This is a genomic window from Kitasatospora sp. NPDC048194, assembly GCF_043202455.1.
In the GTDB taxonomy this organism is placed as follows: Bacteria; Actinomycetota; Actinomycetes; order Streptomycetales; family Streptomycetaceae; genus Kitasatospora.
The window spans coordinates 49,623-68,536 of record NZ_JBIDAK010000006.1 but is presented as its reverse complement, the minus strand read 5'-3'; the positions used below and the strand labels follow the sequence as shown (position 1 = coordinate 68,536).

Annotated in this window: 12 protein-coding genes; 6 read left to right on the top strand and 6 right to left on the bottom strand. The window is 66.9% G+C overall.

The window, feature by feature from the left end; translation table 11 throughout:
• Positions 1-134: 134 nt before the first annotated feature.
• The 6 genes from ACGF07_RS10385 to ACGF07_RS10360 all read left to right on the top strand — a co-directional run bounded on the left by ACGF07_RS10385 (position 135) and on the right by ACGF07_RS10360 (position 9,009).
• Entirely contained in the window at positions 135-800 is a 666-nt protein-coding gene (locus tag ACGF07_RS10385; protein WP_392897162.1) for a hypothetical protein, read from the top strand.
• A gap of 26 nt (positions 801-826) precedes the next feature.
• Complete coding sequence (locus ACGF07_RS10380; protein ID WP_392897160.1) at positions 827-1,036, top strand: hypothetical protein; 210 nt, start codon at positions 827-829, stop codon at positions 1,034-1,036.
• Between the two features lie 541 nt (positions 1,037-1,577).
• The gene (locus ACGF07_RS10375) at positions 1,578-4,988 is read left to right on the top strand and encodes a helicase-related protein (RefSeq protein WP_392897158.1); all 3,411 of its coding nucleotides are present in this window, start codon (positions 1,578-1,580) and stop codon (positions 4,986-4,988) included.
• Entirely contained in the window at positions 4,988-6,880 is a 1,893-nt protein-coding gene (locus ACGF07_RS10370) for a hypothetical protein (RefSeq protein ID WP_392897156.1), read from the top strand. The genes ACGF07_RS10375 and ACGF07_RS10370 overlap by 1 nt, the downstream gene beginning before the upstream one ends.
• 86 nt (positions 6,881-6,966) lie before the next feature.
• On the top strand, positions 6,967-8,511 hold the full coding sequence (locus tag ACGF07_RS10365) for a hypothetical protein (protein ID WP_392897154.1): 1,545 nt from the start codon (positions 6,967-6,969) through the stop codon (positions 8,509-8,511).
• A 15-nt stretch (positions 8,512-8,526) separates the two neighbouring features.
• A complete protein-coding gene (locus tag ACGF07_RS10360) occupies positions 8,527-9,009 on the top strand; it encodes a very short patch repair endonuclease (protein WP_392897152.1) in 483 nt (160 codons plus the stop codon).
• On the opposite strand, the gene ACGF07_RS10355 is transcribed toward ACGF07_RS10360, so the two are convergent.
• The 6 genes from ACGF07_RS10355 to ACGF07_RS10330 all read right to left on the bottom strand — a co-directional run bounded on the left by ACGF07_RS10355 (position 8,985) and on the right by ACGF07_RS10330 (position 18,849).
• Positions 8,985-10,925 (bottom strand): DNA cytosine methyltransferase, encoded by a 1,941-nt coding sequence (locus ACGF07_RS10355; RefSeq protein WP_392897150.1) that lies wholly within the window; start codon positions 10,923-10,925, stop codon positions 8,985-8,987. The two genes, ACGF07_RS10360 and ACGF07_RS10355, sit on opposite strands and share 25 nt — an antisense overlap.
• A gap of 267 nt (positions 10,926-11,192) precedes the next feature.
• Positions 11,193-12,929, bottom strand: coding sequence for an AIPR family protein (locus ACGF07_RS10350; protein ID WP_392897148.1), 1,737 nt, complete (start codon positions 12,927-12,929; stop codon positions 11,193-11,195).
• Positions 12,916-13,932, bottom strand: coding sequence for a PD-(D/E)XK motif protein (locus ACGF07_RS10345; RefSeq protein WP_392897146.1), 1,017 nt, complete (start codon positions 13,930-13,932; stop codon positions 12,916-12,918). Before ACGF07_RS10345 ends, ACGF07_RS10350 begins: the two co-directional genes overlap by 14 nt.
• Positions 13,929-16,760, bottom strand: a complete 2,832-nt coding sequence (locus tag ACGF07_RS10340) for a Z1 domain-containing protein (protein ID WP_392897144.1) — start codon at positions 16,758-16,760, stop codon at positions 13,929-13,931. The genes ACGF07_RS10345 and ACGF07_RS10340 overlap by 4 nt, the downstream gene beginning before the upstream one ends.
• A gap of 2 nt (positions 16,761-16,762) precedes the next feature.
• On the bottom strand, positions 16,763-18,187 hold the full coding sequence (locus ACGF07_RS10335) for an ATP-binding protein (RefSeq protein ID WP_392897142.1): 1,425 nt from the start codon (positions 18,185-18,187) through the stop codon (positions 16,763-16,765).
• 191 nt (positions 18,188-18,378) lie between these two features.
• Positions 18,379-18,849 (bottom strand): NUDIX domain-containing protein, encoded by a 471-nt coding sequence (locus tag ACGF07_RS10330; protein ID WP_392897140.1) that lies wholly within the window; start codon positions 18,847-18,849, stop codon positions 18,379-18,381.
• Positions 18,850-18,914 lie beyond the last annotated feature (65 nt).

Here is an 18,914-nt window from a genome sequence, read left to right as displayed (position 1 = left end):
CATCTCGCCGTTCCGGGGGGCGGAGACCCAGCACCCCCGAGCTCGACTGTACGACATCTACATGCCTCAGCCGACCGCACAACGACTGGTTCTCGCTGATTCGTTTCTTCGCCAGGTCAGGGAGAATCCGCCTCGTGGCGACAACACGACGCGCGGGTGCGTACCAAGCCTGGCAAGAGGCACTGCAGATCCTGGTGGGCAGCGTCCACGAACTGGAAGAGTGGCAGGACCAGCGTTACAGGTTCGCTCACCGCGTCGGTGAACTCCTCGTGTCGGAGCTTCCGGACCAAGCGGAACTCGCCAGTCCTGTTCTCTACGGCGTGCACCTGACTACGACGGGCCTGGCGTACGTGGGACAGACCGAGCAGGCCGGACGACGCCTACGCGACCTCCCGATCGGCGAGAGCCACCATCTGGCGAACACGATTCCTCCCGAGATATGGGAGCGCGTAGTCGTGGTGCAGTGGCCAAGCATCCTGGACTCTCTGCCGCAGTCCGAGAAGGAGCGTGCCGCCGCTCTCGGACCCAGGATCTGCGGTCTGCTGCTCGAGCACCAGACGCAACTCAGAACACAGCCACCGCTCAACAGCCGGCGACGCCATCGTGACGGTCGGTGGCGTCGGAGGCAACTCTCAGACAGCCGATCACTCGGGGCCGTGCACGCCGACGATCTGCCCCTCCTCCAAGAGCGCGTCCGCGAGGCATGGGACGAGCTGGCGGCTTTCGAGGCCCCAATCGGGGGGCTGCCCGTCTTGGCGACAGCTTTTGGTCGCGTCGTCTTCCCGTCAGCGCTTCTGTGACGGCCCCCTGAAGGCGACGGTCAGAGATGGCCACGCTCGAGGAGGTCCCGGATCGCGTCCTCCTGGCGCCGGAGCACAATGCGGCCGTCACCGTCGCTGAAGACAACGATCCGGGAACCTGGATCGAGACCGGCTTCGGCGAGCACTCCGAGGGGGATCTCCACGGTCCCGTCATCGTTCACGACGACTTCGGCTGGTTCCCTGATCATTCGACCAGTGTGCCATCGCCGCGTTGAGGGCGATCACCTCCGGCAGTTCTTCAGGTCAACCCTCCATCGGTCGTTGCATTATGATGTTATTTCAGCTACCGATGCACCGGATCCGGACAATCTCCCTCGCCAAGGTGTGAGAGCTTGAAACCCGGAGTCCGGGCGTCTCATCCTGCTGTGGTCCGGATGAGTGGAAGATGTCCGGCCATGGCGCCGTGCCATGGCGGCTTCCAGCTCGCGGACCTGGAGATCTCGTGGACATTGCTGTCCTACGGGTCGGCTCGGCGTGTCCGCCGTCGCCCACCCACCGGTTGCCGCGCGTGCTCCCCTCCGCGCTTCCCTCGCCCAGCCAAGCCTCAGGCATGGGGTTCGCACTCCGGTCTCGAACGCCGCGGAGCACATCGCGTCCTTGCACCGCGCCGATGAGCATGGCCCCGCTTACTTCTGTCGCCTGGTCGGCTATGCCCAAGTCGTTCCACTCGGATCGCAGGCCGGTGTGCGCGGCTGCCAGTCGGGAGGCGAGGTGAGCGCTCGGTCCTCGGAGCCCACCATCGCCCAACAGACGGCCATGGTCGAGTACTTGGTGAACAGGGTCGTGGCCGACGCGACCGGCGAGTCCGAGGGCGACCTCTGTCTCGGCGAGCCACCGAGTGCCCGTTACTTCATGGAGAGTCTGGGGCCGCACAACGCCGACGGGGAAGGCGCCGCAGCACGGCTCGGACGAGCCACTCCTGACAGTCTCGGCTTCGAGTTCGAGGCGGAGAACTCGAGCACGGTGACCGTGCGGGCTTGCGCAGCGTTCTACTACGCGACGCTGCCAACCAGGGCTCAGCAGTTGGAGTGGGCTGGTAAGCGGGACGAGCCGTATCGTCTCGCACCGTCGTTCCGGCGACTGGGTGTGGGGGTCGGACCGGTCGAGGTCGTACTCGGCAACGAGGCTGGCGTCCGCGAGGTGCTTCGGGGCGAGTTTCGTCGCGCCTTCGACCAAGCGGTGCAACTGGCACTACGGGACCCCCGAATCGATCGCCGGACCGGAGACGACCGCCGCGAGCGCCTCGTCCCTCCCGGGGCCATGCTGGACGACGACACCTTCGAGCAGTGGCTTGGCTCGGAGATCGTCGGTACTCCGGTCGTTCCGTCCCCGGACGCGCGCGTGCTCCTGACGGTGAGGCCGGTCGCCCCCGGGCGGCTCAGGGTCACCGCGACGCTGCAGAACCTCTCCAAGGACCCCGTCGTGACGGTGCAGGGGCGCGGCAGGAATGCCGGCCGTACACGTCGGGACGAGTCGCGGGACAGCTTCCTCTTCCGGGCTGGTCTGGACGTCGAGGGCGACCGTCTGTTGCCGATCACGATGGATCTCGGAGCTGACGCCTACCGTTACTCGGGGGAGCTTGCGGCATACGCGAACAACTGCGGTGTGGAGCCGCGGTGGCACGGGAAGCAGCTCGTGGGGGTGCGGAGCGTGCCCGTGCCCGTTCACGACACCTACCGTGCGGTCGCGCGGACCGACGAGCGATGGGACTACGGGAGCCTCAGCTCGGATCCGCTGCCGGTGTTGGACGCGCTTGCTGACGAGATGGAGGCGTACCTGGCCAGCCCGGTGTGGGACTCGGAGGAACTGGAGGGCACTCCCGAACTGGCGCGGAGGAAGGACGCCGACCGTGCGGCGTCGGCTCTCGAAGTGGCCCGCTTCCGGGACGGCGTCTCGTGGTTGCGTCGCGATCCACGCCTGCTGCTCGCGTTCCGGCTCGCGAACGAGACCATGACGGAGGTCAACCGGCTCAGGGAGCGTCCCAGCCGGGGCTGGCGGCTCTTCCAGCTGGTGGCCATCGTGAGCCAGCTCGGAGCCCTGGCGTGGCGGGAGCATCCGGAGAACCTCTTCGCTCCGGGGTTGTGGGGGGACGAGAGCAACGTCGATCCCACCGAGGCCGCCACTGTCGTCTGGTACCCCACCGGGGGTGGCAAGACCGAGGCGTACCTCGGGCTCGTCCTAGTCGCCATGTTCTACGACAGGGCACGAGGCAAGTGGGCCGGAGTGTCCGCCTGGTGCAGGTTCCCCCTGCGCCTGCTGACGCTCCAGCAGACGCAGCGCCAGCTTGACGTGGTGGCGGCGGCCGACACCGTCCGGCAACGACGCGGGGACATGCTGAGGGCGGTGGGTGGAGACCCCGGCTGGACCTTCGCGATCGGCTTCTACGCCGGTGCGGGGAACACGCCCAACTCCCTCACCGCCGACTCGGGGCTGCTGGCCCGTCTTCGCTCCAGCGCGGAGGCTCGGCACCGGTACCGCCTCGTGCACGACTGTCCGTACTGTGGTGAGCGCTCGGTGGAGATTCCTCCGCCGGACCCCTCGCACCTGCGACTGGAACATGTCTGCACGAATCCGCAATGCGGGAAGAAGCTGCCCATCGTCGTGGTGGACTCGGAGATCTACCGGTACCTGCCGGCGGTCGTCGTGGGCACCCTGGACAAGCTGGCCAACATCGGCCTCTCCGACCGGTTCGGTGCTCTGTTCGGCGACGTCGACTGCTCCTGTCCCCTCCATGGTTTCGGGCGAGGCGGCAAGTGCCACGAACGTCAGGCCGCAGGGCATCCGAAGCAACCGCCGAAGCCGCTGTCCAGGCCGCTGTACGATCCCTCTCCCTCTCTCGAGATCATCGATGAGCTCCACATGGTCAACGAGGAGCTGGGTGCGTTCTCGGGCCACTACGAGGGGCTGCTGGCGGAGGTGCAGCGCGAGCTGTCGTCGCGGCAACGTCCGGACGGGCGACGGGTGCGGATGAAGGTCGTCGCCACGACCGCCACCATCCGGGGCGAGGACAGGCAGTGCGAGCACCTCTTCGGCCTCAGGTCAGTCGTCGTCCCCCTGCCCGGCCCGAACCTCGAGGAGAGTTTCTACTGGCGGCTGGACCGGGACCGGCCCCTGCGCAGGTTCGTCGGCGTGATGCCCACTCGCGGAACGGCGGAGATGACCCTGGTCAGGATCCTGACCTCGGCACATCGGGCTCTCTGGCAGCTCGAGCGACGTCAGGACCTTCCCGACCACCTCGCCTCCTGGCCCCCGGAGGAACTGCAGACCGCGGTCGACCTGTACCGGACGAGTCTCACCTACGCCACCACGCTGGTCGACTTCGGCCGCATCAGGCGATCTCTCGACACACAGGTCAACGAAGCCCTGCGCAGGGAAGGCTATCCGGACCTGGTGGTTGCAGAGCTGAAGGGTGAGACCCCACTGGACGAGGTGCGTGCCGTCCTGGACGACGTGGGTTCACCGAGCGGAAGCACGGGGATGGTCGTCGCGACGAGCATGGTGAGTCACGGCGTGGACGTGGACCGCCTGAACGTGATGCTGTTCAACGGGATGCCGCGCTCCATGGCCGAGTACATCCAGGCGTCGTCCCGGGTCGGTCGCGCCTTCCACGGCTTGGTATTCATGCTCTTCAACCCCGTCCGGGAGCGGGACCGCTCGCACTTCAGGTACCACGGAAAGTTCCACGAGTACCTGGACCGGATGGTCGAGCCCGTGGCCATCAACCGGTGGAGTCGGTTCGCGGTCCGCCGTACGCTTCCCGGCATCCTCATGGGCCAGGTGCTCCAGATCGGAAACCGGGACTGGTGGCAGGCCGGACACGCCCCCTCCCACCTCCACGACCTGTCCCGGATGCAGATGGCGCTTGGCGACCGGCGCCGAGGGGGACTGGACTCGCTGACGCTCACCCGGCTGCTGGAGTCCCTCCACGCGGCCTTCCACACCGGACGGCCGGACGCCGAGGAGCTTCGCGACGACCTCGAGACGATGGTCGAGCGTGCCTTGGCGAGCATAAGGTCCGCCGGCGCGGCTGCCGGTATCGCGGCCGGCGGCGCGCGCGGGTACCGGGCCACGGGCGACTACCTGGGGCTTGAGCACAAGCCCATGACCAGCCTGCGGGACGTGTCCGAGGGACTCCCGTTCTACGTCCTGTCCGACCGGAGGTCGTGATGGCGTTCACCCCCAGGAACGACGACATGGCCCGCGACCGCGGCCAGGTCCTGTACCGGTACCGGCCAGGCCAGACCTTCGATCACCGGGCCGGCTACACCACCCAGGTGGTGCAGTACGGGCGTGACGACGAGTTCGACGGTCCATCGCTCGACCGCGACCACCTCGTCGCCGAGGCCATGAGGTTCGTTCGCCGGTGGCGCGTGGCCGGTCACACGGTGGCACAGGGCGTTGACCGTGCTCCCGAGTTCCCCAGCGACGGGCCCATGGCCGCTCGTCACTACGAGGTGGTCGTGCCCGGAAAGGTCTTCTGCCGGATCTGGCCCCGTGTGGTCCGCTGTGCCAGCGGTCGGTGTGGACACGTCTGGCCGGCCGACGACCCGCGACCGGGCACCGACTGGCCGCCGCCGTGTCCTGCCTGCGGCAACAACGTGGGAAACCGCCAGCTACAGTTCGTGTTCGCCCACCGCTGTGGCGAGGTCGCGCAGATGCTTCCGCCGCGTACGTGCCCGCGAGGCCACAACCGGTTCAAGCTCGACGACCGGGCCAGCCGGTTCCGTGACTTCCGGTGGGAGTGCATGCGGTGCGGATTCCACCTGCCGGTGCAGTGGAATTGCAACAACCCGTCCTGCAGTTACTCCGACAAGTACATGAGTCCGCTCCTGCACAGCGCGGGAGCCGCCCACGTCGGCCAGGGCCTGACGCTGGTCAACGTCACGAGCACCCAGGAAGCCCAGCGTCTCCGCAATCCGGTGTACACCGCCGCCGTGCTGGGCTGGTGGCTGGGCGAGATCACCGAGGACGAGTTCAGGAGGCTCACCGACGGACGCACCGTCGATGTCCCCCAAGTGGTCCTGGACAGCATCCGGGCCATGGAGGAGGCCGGGCTGTCGACGAACGCCGAGGCCCTGCGTGCCCAGTTCATGCCGGTGGAGGTCGACGGGCTGAAGGAACGCGTCTCGAAGAGCCTGTCACTCGACCCGGACAGCGAGGCCGCTCACGCGCTCGCCAGCGAGCTTCACACCTACCGACGGGTGCTCAACCTGGATCGGCTGGGCATTCCACGGCTCATCGCGGAGGCCCGGACACCGGATCGTCGAGCGCTCTACGAGCGCTACCCCGCGGTGCTGGAAGAAGCTGGGCTGGGCGCGGAGACCTGCCTGATCAGCGATCTGCCCGTCACCTACCTGGCCATCGGATACAGCAGGACCGGTTTCAGTCCTGAGGAGGCGGACCTCGTTCCGTACCGGGGTCGGGCCTCGCGAGGGGCACCCGTGAGCACACTGCTGTACGCGCACCCGACCCAGGCCGAGGCGTTGTTGTTTCCTGTGGACCGTGAGCGGGTCAGTCGGTGGCTGGTCCGGAACAGGCTGGTCACCGCCGCCGATCTCCGGCAGGCCGGCGGCGTCACCCGATGGTTGGTCCACCAGCTCGGGCGTACGGACGGCGAGTCGCTCCGACTGGAGAGTCGGCCTGCCGAGGGTGACCCGGACCTGCCTGTCCACGAGCTCTTCGGACTGCTCCATTCGCTCTCGCACCAGCTCCTTCGCGCTCTGGCGGTGGACAGCGGCTACAGCGAGACGAGCCTCTCGGAGTATCTGTTCCCACACGACCTCGCCTTCGCCGTCTATCCGAACGGTGGCAGCGAGTTCAGTCTCGGAGCCCTCCGCACCGTTCTCGAGCAGAACCTGGACGCGGTCGTGACACGCGCGGTCGACAACGACTCGTGTCTCTACGACCCGAACTGCATGCTCGCGAACAATGGGGCGGATCACGGTTGTCTGCAACTCCCCGAAACTGCCTGCCAGTTCTGGAACAGGAACCTTTCCCGCTGGCATCTCTTCGGTTCACCCGACGGAAGCCGCGTCGGCTACTGGGATCCCACCCTCTGAGCGGGTGCATGGGGTGGGGCGGTCCGCCCCACCCCATGCACAGCCGTTCGCGTCCAAGCAGGAATTCGAGAGCAGGAGCGAGATCGGTGACACCGGAAGCGGAACTCCTCGACGCGATCGTCGACCGACGCGCCCAGGTACGGCAGCACACGGCCTGGGCCTCGGGCTCCGATCGCATCTACGGCCTTCTCAGGGCTGCGACGAAACTGCGCGCGATGGAGATCACGGCTGGTGTGGAGACGGATGTGCCCTGGGAGACCGTCCTGGCGCAGCTTATCGAGTGGCATCACGAACTGCCTCTGGGCGAGCACGACTTCCGCGAGGACGCCGCCGTGGAGCTGGTGGCGGCTGTGGCCGGCCTCGCACGCCTTGACGCGCTGGAGACCAGCATCCGGGCGGGGGCCTACGAGGTTCGTCGGTCGCGGGATGTCCTCCGTGTTCGCCATCGCTGGGATCCCGCCGTCGAGGTTGCCGACATATACCTCGAGCAAGGAGCATTGCCCCACGACGTCCCCGCTCTGTCCGAGACCGAGCGGCGGTGGATCTCCACGAGACCCGTCGACTCGCGAGTCGGACCCCCGGTCAAGGTCCTCGCGGCTGCCGTCGAGCGTGCTGGCGCCGCGATGGCGGCGTACCGACAGGCGCTACCGGAGGGCTACCTACCAGATTCGTTCGCCCTCGGTGACGGTCTGACTGTGGGGAGCATGGCGCGTGTCCTGGCCGTACTCATGGGTCTGGCCTCGCTCTGTGAGCACACGGCGGTCCGCCTCTCCCGCCTGGAGAGCACTCTTGCCCACATGCACCTACCGGAGCTCCACGCGGTCCTGGCCGAGATGTGTCCCACGGTCCCGGAGGAGCATCGGGTCGCCGCGGTGCAGCGACTGCTCTTCCGGCGGGGACGCTCCGCCAGGACCTCGCCGCTCGTACGACACGGCGAGAGGATCATCCTCTGCCCACCACTGCTGACGCCCCGAGCGATCGACCCCATCGTGCTCCGGTCTGCTGCGTCCGACTTCCGACGCTTCGGTTCCGTGGGACGGGCACAGGGTGAGCGTGCGGCCGCCTGGACGGAGTGGCTTGCTGGCGTGCCGGGGACGCTGGTCGCCGAACGGGTACCCGCGTACCGGGCGGGCGGGAAGCGGGCCGGTGACCTGGACGTCATCGCCGTTGACCCGGTGCGACGGATCGGGCTCTGTGTCGAGATCAAGTGGCCGATCGACGCGGTCACCTCCACCGAGGTCGTGAAGATCGAAAACTGGGCCTCCTCGGCTGCCAGGCAGCTCGACCGTCTTCGGGGAGAACTCCGGTCCGACACCGCCACCGCCGAGCTGCCCGACAGTTGGCCGGCTTTCGACAGCATCGACTGGACCTGGTGCGTGGGCACGCCGCAGCAGCTGTGCCTCGGGCCACTTCCCGTGCCCAACATGTCCGCGATCTCGCTGAGGTACCTGCTCAAGCTGGGCAGGCCGTCCGGGTTGCCACAGGTGCTGGACGTTCTGAGAAATCCGGTCCTTCCGTCCGAGGGCGTGCACTTCCAGATCGTCCGGAAGACCCTCCGGGTCGGGGCGCGTCTGGTAGATCTGGACACGATTGGGATCTCTCCGTACCACTGGCGGCCGAGGTTCCGGTAGCCGAGTGTTGGAGACGTGGTTGAAGTGGAAGAGCAGGCGTGGGTCAGCACGGAGCGCGGGAACCATCTCCGGGGCCGCGTCACGCGTAACACCCGGCCGGAGATCGCACTGCGGAAGGCCGTCCACGCGCTCGGGCTCCGGTTCCGTCTTCACCGCGCCGTCGCACCCCGCTGTACACCCGACTTCATACTGCCCCGGTGGCACGTCGCGGTGTTCGTGGACGGTTGCTACTGGCACGGGTGCCCACAGCACGGGGTACGGGAGTTTCGAGGACCCAACGCGCAGCTCTGGAGGGAGAAGATCACAGCCAACCAGGCTCGCGACAGCCGCAACACGAGGGCTGCACAGGACGCTGGCTGGCTCGTCATCCGCATCTGGGAGTGTGAGGTCCGGAAGGACCCGGGAGCAGCAGCTCAACGGGTGCGTTCTGCCGCCCTCGGGCAGGAAGCGTCGTCGGATGCGACGGCCAGCGATCAGAAGAGCTGGGAACGCGACTGACGCGTCCGCTCACCCTCGGGCTCCATCTGCTCTTCCGTCCGTCGCCCGTACTCGACACAGCGTTCCCTCAACGGACAGCTGAAGCAGAGCGGGTCCTTCTCCCGGCACAGCGACATGCCGATCAGACGTATGGCCGCCATTCTGAGCGGGGCATCCTCACCAGCGCCGACGATCTTCGCGAGACTGACCCTGCCATCGCTCAACTGGTTCTTCCGCGGATCCTCACTACCGTTGACACGCGCTGCAACGCGGACGGGCCCCTGTCCAGCGAGCAGCAGGTCCTCGTTGATGAGGAGCCGGTACAGCGAAGTCTCGGCTGGCTTGAGACCGAGGAGGTCCGGAACCTTGCCCGGCTCATCCCAGGCGCCGTCGTTGTCCACGACGGGTTCGAGCCGTTCCAACGCCTTCCTGCTCGCGGCGGTGGGCGCCCGTTCGAGAAGTGCTTCGAAGAGCTCCCGGTCCAGGCCCGCCCTCCTTCGGAGCACGTCCAGAATCCCGGCAACATGGGCCTGGGCTCGGGAGCCGGCAAGAACGGAGACCACGGCGGCATGCAGGGGCTTCAGCTGTTTGCCGGGAAGGAGGAACCATGCGTGGCTCCCTCGACGCTTCTTCTTCGCCCACTCGGAGAGCTCCTGCCGCACCTCGAGCCAGTACGGCTTCAGGCCTCCCTCAGGCGCTTCCCCGCCCTCGACGGGCCGCAGTGCCCTGGCAGCCGCCTCACCGAGGAAGGGCGGAACCGCGTTGCCGATCTGGCGGAAGGCGTCACTGCGCCCCCCGGCGAACCGGAACCTGTCGGGGAAGGTCTGTACACGAGCAGCCTCCCGGACGGTGAGCGTGCGGATCTGCTCGGGATGGATGTACCAGTAGCCGTCCTTGGCGATGTGAGCCGTGATCGTCCGGCTGAGCTCGTCCCAGGCGAGTTTCTTGTACTTGTCAGTGAACTGCTCCGGGTTGTAGCGCTGGTACTGCTCGGGAAGGTCGGAGTAGAGAGTGTCCGACTCCATGTGCTGGAAGATGATCTTGTCGTCCGGGCGGACACGCCGGGTCATGTGGTCCCAGACCACACCCTTGGTGCCCTTCCTCATCTCGCGCGCGAAGTCGGAGATGCCCTTGGGCATCGTGTATGAAAGCCGCCGGTCCCCGTAGTCGTCTTCCCCGAGCCCGGGGAGGTCACTGATCGCGTCGCGGAGGGTCGTGATCTCCGTCTCCGCCGGCCACGTGAACTCGTCGACGTCGTTCCTGGCCAACAGAATCAGGCGCTTCCGGTGCTGCGGCACGCCGTACTTCCATGCGTCGACCAGCCGCACCTCGGTTACGTAGCCGGCCTCCTCGAGGTCCTGTTGGATCCGTCGGACGACGAAGAAGTCGTCGCCGAGCCCCATGTCCGGCACGTTCTCCATGAGAACAGCGCGAGGCTGGAGTGTGATGACGATCTCGAGGTACGCCTTCCAGAGCTGCTTACGCAGGTCCTCCCGATCCCTCTTGCCCTGGCTGACCAGACTACGGATCTTGCTGCGACCAGCACGGCTGTAGGGCTGACAGGGCGGGCCTCCGGCGACGAGGTCGACCCTGACATCACGGAATAGATCAAACAGACGGTCGCGGTCGGTCGGGCTACCCAGATCAAGGTCGAGGCTGAGCCCTGGGAAGTTGGCAGCGTGCGTCTGCAGGGCGCGTGTGTCGTGGTCCACGGCGGCTGCGACAGTCCAGCCCGCGCGCTCGAGGCCCAGGCTGAGGCCACCCGCGCCGGAGAACAGATCGACGGCGAGCAGTTCGTCCTCTCGCCGCCCCTCAAGCCAGGCCGCGAAGTCCTCCGGCTTGCAGCTGTCCTTGTGAGGGCGCGGCTCGTAGGGGACGCTCCGCTCGAGGGGGACGCCGTACTTCCCCTTCTCCAGGACAGGAAAATCCTCCCCCACCCTACAACCTCCATCCAACTAACAAGGCCGAGCACCAGGAGACCACACTCACCCCGTCGCGATCAAGCCAGATCCCCGATCAGCTATTTCCGCAGGCCAGTTCCCGTGTCCAGGAGTCGCTCACTGACGCTTAGTCAATCCAGAAGGTCAGACTAGTGGCCCAAACTACGGAGACGGCTGCCGGGGGGCGGATCTCACCCACTCGTGCCTCAGCTCGCTGTCGCAATCACCTCTCAGCCGGTCGGCGCCTTCCTGTCCATTTCCTCACTAGTTGGGATGCCAGTCGGCATCACGAACTCTCTCCCAGCACTGGACCTTCTTGCACCACTCCCCCACGTTCCCGGAACCGGGAGCATCGACGAGCAGCGGTCTGACCACATCGGCCGCGAGTGTCGGGACGAGATCAGCGATCCTCTGCGGAAGCCCCTGGGCCCTCCAGATCCGCTCCAGATCGACCGCCTCCCCGAGCCGGTCGACCATCAGTGCGACGGTGTACGCCGTCGTCGGTCCGAGGTATCCGCCCAGCCTCATGCGCTGGATGATCTTCCGGGTGTGCTCGAAGAGGATCAGCTTCGCCACGACCTCGCGGAAGTAGCGCCTGTCAGGCGTACCGTCGAACCGCGCGACAACGTCCTCCGTCCACAGCCGGAAGCACTTCTCGGCTCCGAGGACCACGTCGTGCGGGCGCTTCAGGTGGGTCAACTCGTACCTGGCGACGTCGGTCTTGCCGAACTTCTGACCGACCGGGTTCTCCCGCCTGAAGTCGGGAAGCTGGTGCCGAACACGCGCCCGACCCAAGTCCACCTGGTACTGCCCGCGGACGCGCTCGTAGTACCAGCGGGTCATCTGGGTACTTCCTTCGGGAGCGGGCGCCCATTCCGAACGAGACAGCTCCTGGAGCTCCACGTGGTACGGGCTGTTGGCCTCGAAGTCGGCTTCCTTGATGGCGTTCTGGGAGTTGGCGTACCGCGAGATCCTCGGTACGAGATCGTCGAGCAGCTCCGGCCGGACAACAGTGATCTTCGCGGGCACTCTGACGGTGGCGAGAGCCAACGGATCACCCAGCCAGACACGGTGCAGGGAGGCGGTGGTCTGTCCGCCGTTCACGATCTGCAGGTCGGTCAGGCTGGCGATCACCAACGAACCGTCGGGCAGGTACTCCGTGTCCGCTGCCGTGGCCGTTGCCGACACCCCGTTGTTGTACGCGAGGAAACGGCCGGGGTTCTCCCTCACCGTCTCGCCGATGCCCTTGTTCACCTTTCCACGGGCCTGCAGGAACGCCCGTACGTTCCGTTGCAGGAGCCGCGCCCCGTGGCGCTCGTACAGCTCTGCGAGGAGTGCCCCTGGCAGGACGGCGAGGAAGCACTGGTAGTCGGCGTCGCCGGGGGCAGCCAGGCAGGTGAGAGGGCCACCGAACTCGTCAAGCGTGATGACCGTCTCCTCGCTCCGCCGTCCCGAGGAGGCCAGGCGGTGGAGGCGGGCTATGTCCCACACCTCGTACGTGCATCGCAGACTGTCGATCTCACCTGGTGGCATTGAGTCCACCGTGACGCGCGCGTCCGTGAAGAGGAAGATCCGTACCCGGTTCAGGGCGGGCCAGACGTCGTGGATCCGCTTCGCCATCGGATACGCCGGGTCCGTCTCCTCCATGCCGAGGTACAGCCCGGTACGGCACTTCTCCACGAAGACCTGCGCTCGGCGGACGGCGCGTTGCACCTCGGCCTTGCGCATCACCTCGGCCTTCCAGCCGTGCTCGGCGATGATGACGTCGAGCACGGTGTCCTCGTCTTGGAGGCCGTAGCCGTACGCCTCCGCGACGCTCCGCCCGATCTGCTTCCTGCAGTAGGCCGACTCGATGTCCTCGATACTGCCGTCCTCTACGAGGTACTCCCGGAACGCCTCCACGAACGCACCGTTGAACATGGTTCCGACGGGCGAGTCGGTCCGTGACCGGGCCTCCTCGTACAGGAGTTCCGCGAACTCCCTCAGATCACTGCCCGTCACGTGCCCCTCCACTGGGTGTACTGACTGTCTGGGCGCCAAGTACAGCACGAACCTGGTCCTCATCGACAGCCGCGTCCGCGCAGACTCCGAGGTCGATGTCGTAGGCGACGCCTCGCACACCCCTCGGCAGCATCTGCGGGACCACCCGTGGAAAGCCGTCAGTCACCCTGAAGCACCGTCTGGCCGTGAGCAACCACCGCTCCCCCTCATAGTGGGACCTGTGCGCGTCGAGCCAGCCGGCTTCGAGGAGGTTGTTCTCGAGCGCGGCCTGCTGAGTGGTGAGCGCGGTGTGGGCACGGAGTTCGTCGACCAGATCAGGAAGGCTCACACCTCCTGCACCGCTGAGCAGCGTCTGGTGGACGAGCGCCAGGTAGTCGTACGAGGCGTCGTCGAGCTGGTCCTCGCCGTGGATCCGGCAGCGCAGTCGGGCACGAGTGCCGCCCATGGACTTGACCTCCAGTCCCCAGGCCGCCCAGGCGAAGTCCTTCGGACCGCCCTGCGGCCCCTGCCACGCGGCGAGGGCGTTCTCTCCAAGAGCCGGCACGACGAGGTCTCGGAGAACCAGGAGCTCGCCGAACAGGCCCACCCTGGCCTCCGGCCCGAGCGCGTCGCCGAGGCCGCGCACGAGCATCCGCTGCCATGACCCGATCCGACGGACGACTGCCGCCGCCGGCCCGACGCTGGTGCGTTGGAGGTGGTCGAGAAGGTCCGCGAGCAGCGCGCAGAAGATCTGCGGGTCCGTGGCCGACTGCGCGACCACCTCGACGTGCCCGTCATGGAACGCGCAGGTCAGGCCGTTCGCGAGGACGAGATCGCGATCCCCGATCCGCTCCGTGCTGGCGATGACCAACGCCCGGTCCCGTCCCGGGAAGCGAACTTCGAGGAAGATGTCCAGCGGGCTGTCCGGGAGAAGACGACGCCTGGCACTTCCGTAGCCCGTGCCCTGTGCCTGCTCGATCGTCGCGAACAGTCCTGCGATCTCCTCGGCGTCGACCGTCGTCACTCGTCGTCTCCCTCGACGTCGTCGTCATCCTCGACCATCTGCTGAAGTTCGCGGAGATACGTCTCGTTGACGCGGTACCTGGTGGGCGTCGCCGTATCGGAGTTGGGAAGGGACAACGCGTAACCGACCATAGGAACGCCCTCCGGCTGGATACCCTCAACTCGCCCAGTGGGATCCACCGGGTACACGAGTAGGAGGCCCTCGCGCGGATCCCGATGGCGACGGATCTCCGCACCGCTCGGCCGCTGGGGTGCTCGGTCCTTCCTTCGCGAGAACTCCCGGCGCGTGGCCTCGAAGGCACGATCGTGCACGTCCTGCGGAAGTCCGATGGCTTCGTGGTCGGGACTGACCAGGACGCCGACCTGGAAGTCGGTGCCTGCAGAGATCGTGGAAGCGCTGCCCAGCAGCTTGCGCTTGACCATACGGAAGGTCTCACCGCCGGCGGCGAAGGTCGTCGCGGCGCTGCCACTTGTGACCGCGATGGTCCAGTTGGTCAGCTCTCCCTGCCCGTTCTGCCTGGTGATGTACTCCACGAGGCTCTGCGGTCGCGCCTGCAGTATCTTCGACGAGGCGGCGAACCCGTCGAGGAACTCGATGACCACCTCGGCCGGCACGCCACTTCGCATGAGCCCCTTCGCGCCGTGCCTCAGTTCCTCCGGAACTGGTTCGTAGTCCTTGATCGCGTCGACGAGGCGCTCGAGTCGGGCGTGGTTCTCCACCATGGCCTGTTCGGTGGTCCGCATGTACAGGGTCTCCGGACGCTGCCCGGCAGAGGACAACGTGAGAACGGTGGAGTTCCGCATCTTGGCAGCAGCGGTGACCTGCAGGTGCTCGTACCCGTCCTGGACACGCAAACCGACGTCGACGGGCCGGAGGCCAGCTGCCGCAAGGGACGACACGAGATCCATCAGCTCCCGGTTCGCCCGCGTGACGTGGACGTAGGAATCGACGAGTTCCCGCGTGGTGTAGAGCCGGGTAACGTCGAGGTACCCACTCCGGTAACCGAACCACCGGCCCATCTGCATGAGCGTGTCGTACGTCCGCGACGCCCGCAGGTAGTATGAGACCGTCAGCCCCTCCAGTGTCAGACCACGGGAGAGCTTGTCACCACCGACGGCGATCACGGTCGCCGGAGTGTTGGACTCGTACTCCAGAACGTCCGCAGCCTCACCGTTGATCGTCTTTACCCCGTCGGCGCACTCGGTGAGCACCTCACCGATCACGGACTCGACCTGGTCGTACTCGAGGGGCTCCCCGACCAGACCGGTCAGATCAGAGCGGTCGGCGAGCTCGGCGTAGGTGGGAACGAAGTCCTGCTCCCAGAGATCCCTGAGTCGCTCGCGCAGGGCGGTTCCCGCAGCACCGCGATCTCCCCAGAGGTCGTCCATCGCTCGCAGGTGTTCCTTCAACTGGCGTGCCACCGCGAACTGGACTGCCTTGAAGCGCGTGACATGGACCAGCATCGTGTTGTGGCCGGCACGGCTCCCGAAGTACTCGGAGCGCGCCTTCCTCGCGGCGGTCGCCAGCACGAACGCGTCGATTGCCTGCCTCAGCGAGGCGGGAAGCTCAGATGGTGGCTGGTGGTCCTTCGTGTGGCCATCCGGCATCCACGCGGCCTCGTCCGCCACGTCCCGGATCACGGGGAGGGGTTCACGGACGACGTCCGCCGTCGGATCCTCCAGTCCGAACACCACTTCGGGACCGCAGTAGTTCGACGGTGGGCTGAGAGCCACCATGAAGCTCCGTGGGAAGAGGTCGTCACCGTATTCCGGGTGGTCGATCTCGTCGGAGATGAAGATGTTGGCGAACGGTGTTGCGGTGTAGGCCACGTATGCACGCTTCTCGAACAGACTCAGCACGTCCCGGATGCACTGGTTGATCCGGGTCGGGTCGTGCTCGGCGTCGCTCGCGCTTCCCCCGCGGCGGGGCTTCTTGGTGTCGACGGACGCGTAGTCGGCCTCGTCGTCGATCAGCAGCAGCGGGACTTCGGTGATCAGGCGCCGTCCATCGGCCTGCTCCGTCGCGAAGTTGCCCAGCCAGTCGCGGAGGTTCGCGAGGATCCGGGCGTTCTTCTTGACTACCGCGAGCAGGCAAACCCTCCGCGGGTCGGTCCTGGTGCTCTCGAACGCCCCGACACTGAAGTCCTTGTCCCTGGTGGTGATTGACTGGCAGAGCCGCGGATTCCTCATACCGAGGTTGCCAACGCCGACCTCGATCGACTCCGCGGTCTGCTGGCGGGTGAACCGGCTGTTGAACCCGAGGAACTCAAGGTCCAGGCGAGTCTGGGTCTGGTGACGCAGGCTCTCGTGTGCACCGGTGAGGACCACGACGACCTGGTACCCGGCGTCGACGGCCTTGCAGATCAGGCCAGTGTAGTTCGCGGTCTTCCCGGACTGGACCTGCCCGTAGGTCAGCCCCTTCACCGACCACTCACCGGGCCGCAGGGGATCCTCCAGCAGGGACAGCACCGTGTCAGTCGAGTCACTGAGTGACTCGACGGCCGGCGGCTTCCAGCCCGAGCGGCGCGTCAACCACGTCTTGTAGCGGTCCCAGTAGGACCACTCGATCTTCTCGTGTCGGTCGGCCAGCCACGGAGCATGGCCCTTGGGATCCGCGACCCAGACCTCACGGGGAACCCAGACGTCGAACCGTGCTTCGAGTTCCCTGGCAATGCGTTCCGCCGGGATGTCGTGGCCGGCTGCGGACAGCATCTTGTGGACCGTATCCGAGATCCGCCCTATCTCCTCGGACGAGCGCCCGGGCCTGTCCGTCGCCAGCAGCATCGTCTCGGCCATGTTGAGGGCCAGCGTCATGGGGTCGAGGGTCACGGTCACGCGCCTTCCGGACGGACCTGGCCGGCGATCTCGGCGACCAGGTGGGGAAATCGGTTGAAGGGCTCGACAGAGGCCAGCGCCCGGATCGCGGCCTCCCTGGTCGCCGGGTCGTCGGGCAGTGCGGCGAGCATCGCCGTCAGGTCCGCTCGCGCCTCCGCCTCGTCGGCGCCTTCGAGCGCCGCCTGCGGTGTTCTCCCGGGATCGTTCTGTGCCTCGATGGCGATGAAACCCACAGGCAGCGTTCGTTCGACGAGCCGAAGAACAGCCTCGACCTTCGCACCCTCGTCGCTGGCAAGCGCGGCCACGACCACCGGGTGCTGTCGGTTGACGAGGTAGCTGGAGACGCCGTGTCGTCGCTCGTGCACCCAGCCGAAGGTGACCCCTCCGTCGCGGCCGCGTCCCTCTCCCGCGGTCACCGCTCGGCGTCGGAAGACCCTGGTGGACGCATCCCTGGCTGCGGTGGCGAGCCGTACGAGTCGCTCCTCCAGGGCAGCAGGAGCGTGGACCCGGGACTTACGCACGTCGACCTGCCACCTGTGGTCGTCAGCAGGGTCGACATGAACCTCGATTCGCGCCAGCCGGGTTGGCGGAACCATCGTCAGGTCGGGTAGTCCGAGCCAACCTCCGGCGGAGACCATCCTGTTCCCGCGGTACACGTAGAAGCCCTGCTGCGCGTGCCATCCACGCGGGCCAGCGCCCTCGGCAAGCTCAGCCTCGCTCAGTCGCGTCGGGTGCGGGAGTACGTAGGGCGTCACGAGTACCGGGGTGGCCTCACCGAGTCGTTCCGTCCCAAGGTCCTGGGTCGCCACATGACGACGCCAGAACGGATCCCACGGTGTCAACGAGTGGTCACCGACCACCAGACGAAGCGCACCAGCCTCGAGGAACCGGTGGAACCACATCCGCAGTTTCGCACGGCACTGGCCGAGTCGTCGGGCGAGTACAGGGCCTTCTCCTGCGCGGTCCAGCCGGCGCCAGAGAACCATTGTGCCGTTGCCCTCGAACCCCAACTTTTCGGCGATACTCAGAGCTTCGGAGTCAGGCACCACAAGGACACGCCAGTCGTCGGTGGCCCGGACCAGGTCGAGGTCCCAGGTCCTGGATGCCAGACCATCAGGAGTGCGGGAGAGAACCGTGAGAAGGCGGCACTGCGAGAGTGATGCGGTCTTCAACCCCAGCCCGAATCGTCCAAGGTCGCCGACCCGGCGCTCGGCCGTGGGTCCCGTGCCCCCGAAACGGACCGCTTCGTGTAACTGAGCCGCGGTCATTCCGGCACCGTTGTCCACCACCGCAACCCAGGCGGCCCCCTTGTCCGTGCTGAACTCCACGCGGACTTCGCTGGCTGCTGCCGCGAGGCTGTTGTCGACGAGATCAGCCAGCGCAGTGGCCATGTCGTAGCCGAACGCCCGGAGTGATTCCATCAGGGCGGAGGCGCGCGGAGGTATCAAAGCGCCATCGTTGGCGTGCTCCTGCAACAGAGCCCCCGTCACTGTTCTTCGAGACCTATCCACGAAGCGTAGGCGACGAGACTGACACACGTGACCATTGCGATCAGTCCGCCTGTGCTGCCACTTCGGTGACGATTAGGCAGCAGGCATCCGGCCCGTCCTGGTCATACCGGTACGCCATGCTCCAGATAGTCGGTGCTGCCCCGGGACCGGGAGTCAGCTGCGGCGCGGACTCGACGTGCCAGGCGGGGGATGAGCAGCGTGTCGACCTGGTCGATTGCGTGGAAGGCGTACTCGTCGATCTCGACCTGGTCGACGGCGATGCGGTTGAGCTCGTCGGCTGGGAGGGTGCCGCCGTCGAAGACGAAGAGGAGTTTGTCGCCCTCGGCGGGGTGGGGTGCCCAGTCGACGACGAGCAGGCGGCCGATCGGCGGGGTGATGCCGAGCTCCTCCTTGACCTCGCGGGCGACGCCCTCGCTCGGAGTCTCCCCCGCGTGCAGGTAGCCGCCGGGGATCTCCCAGCCGGGCTTGTAGGTCGGCTTCACGAGGAGGACGCGGTTGTCCCCGTCAAAGAAGAGCACGCCGGCGGCGGTACGGGGTTGGGCCACGACTTCTTGGGGCTGGGAGTCGCTCATGGCGGTGACTGTCGCGCCAGCTGACACCATCGGGCCGCTGGCGAGGTTCAGCCAGGCCAGTGGCC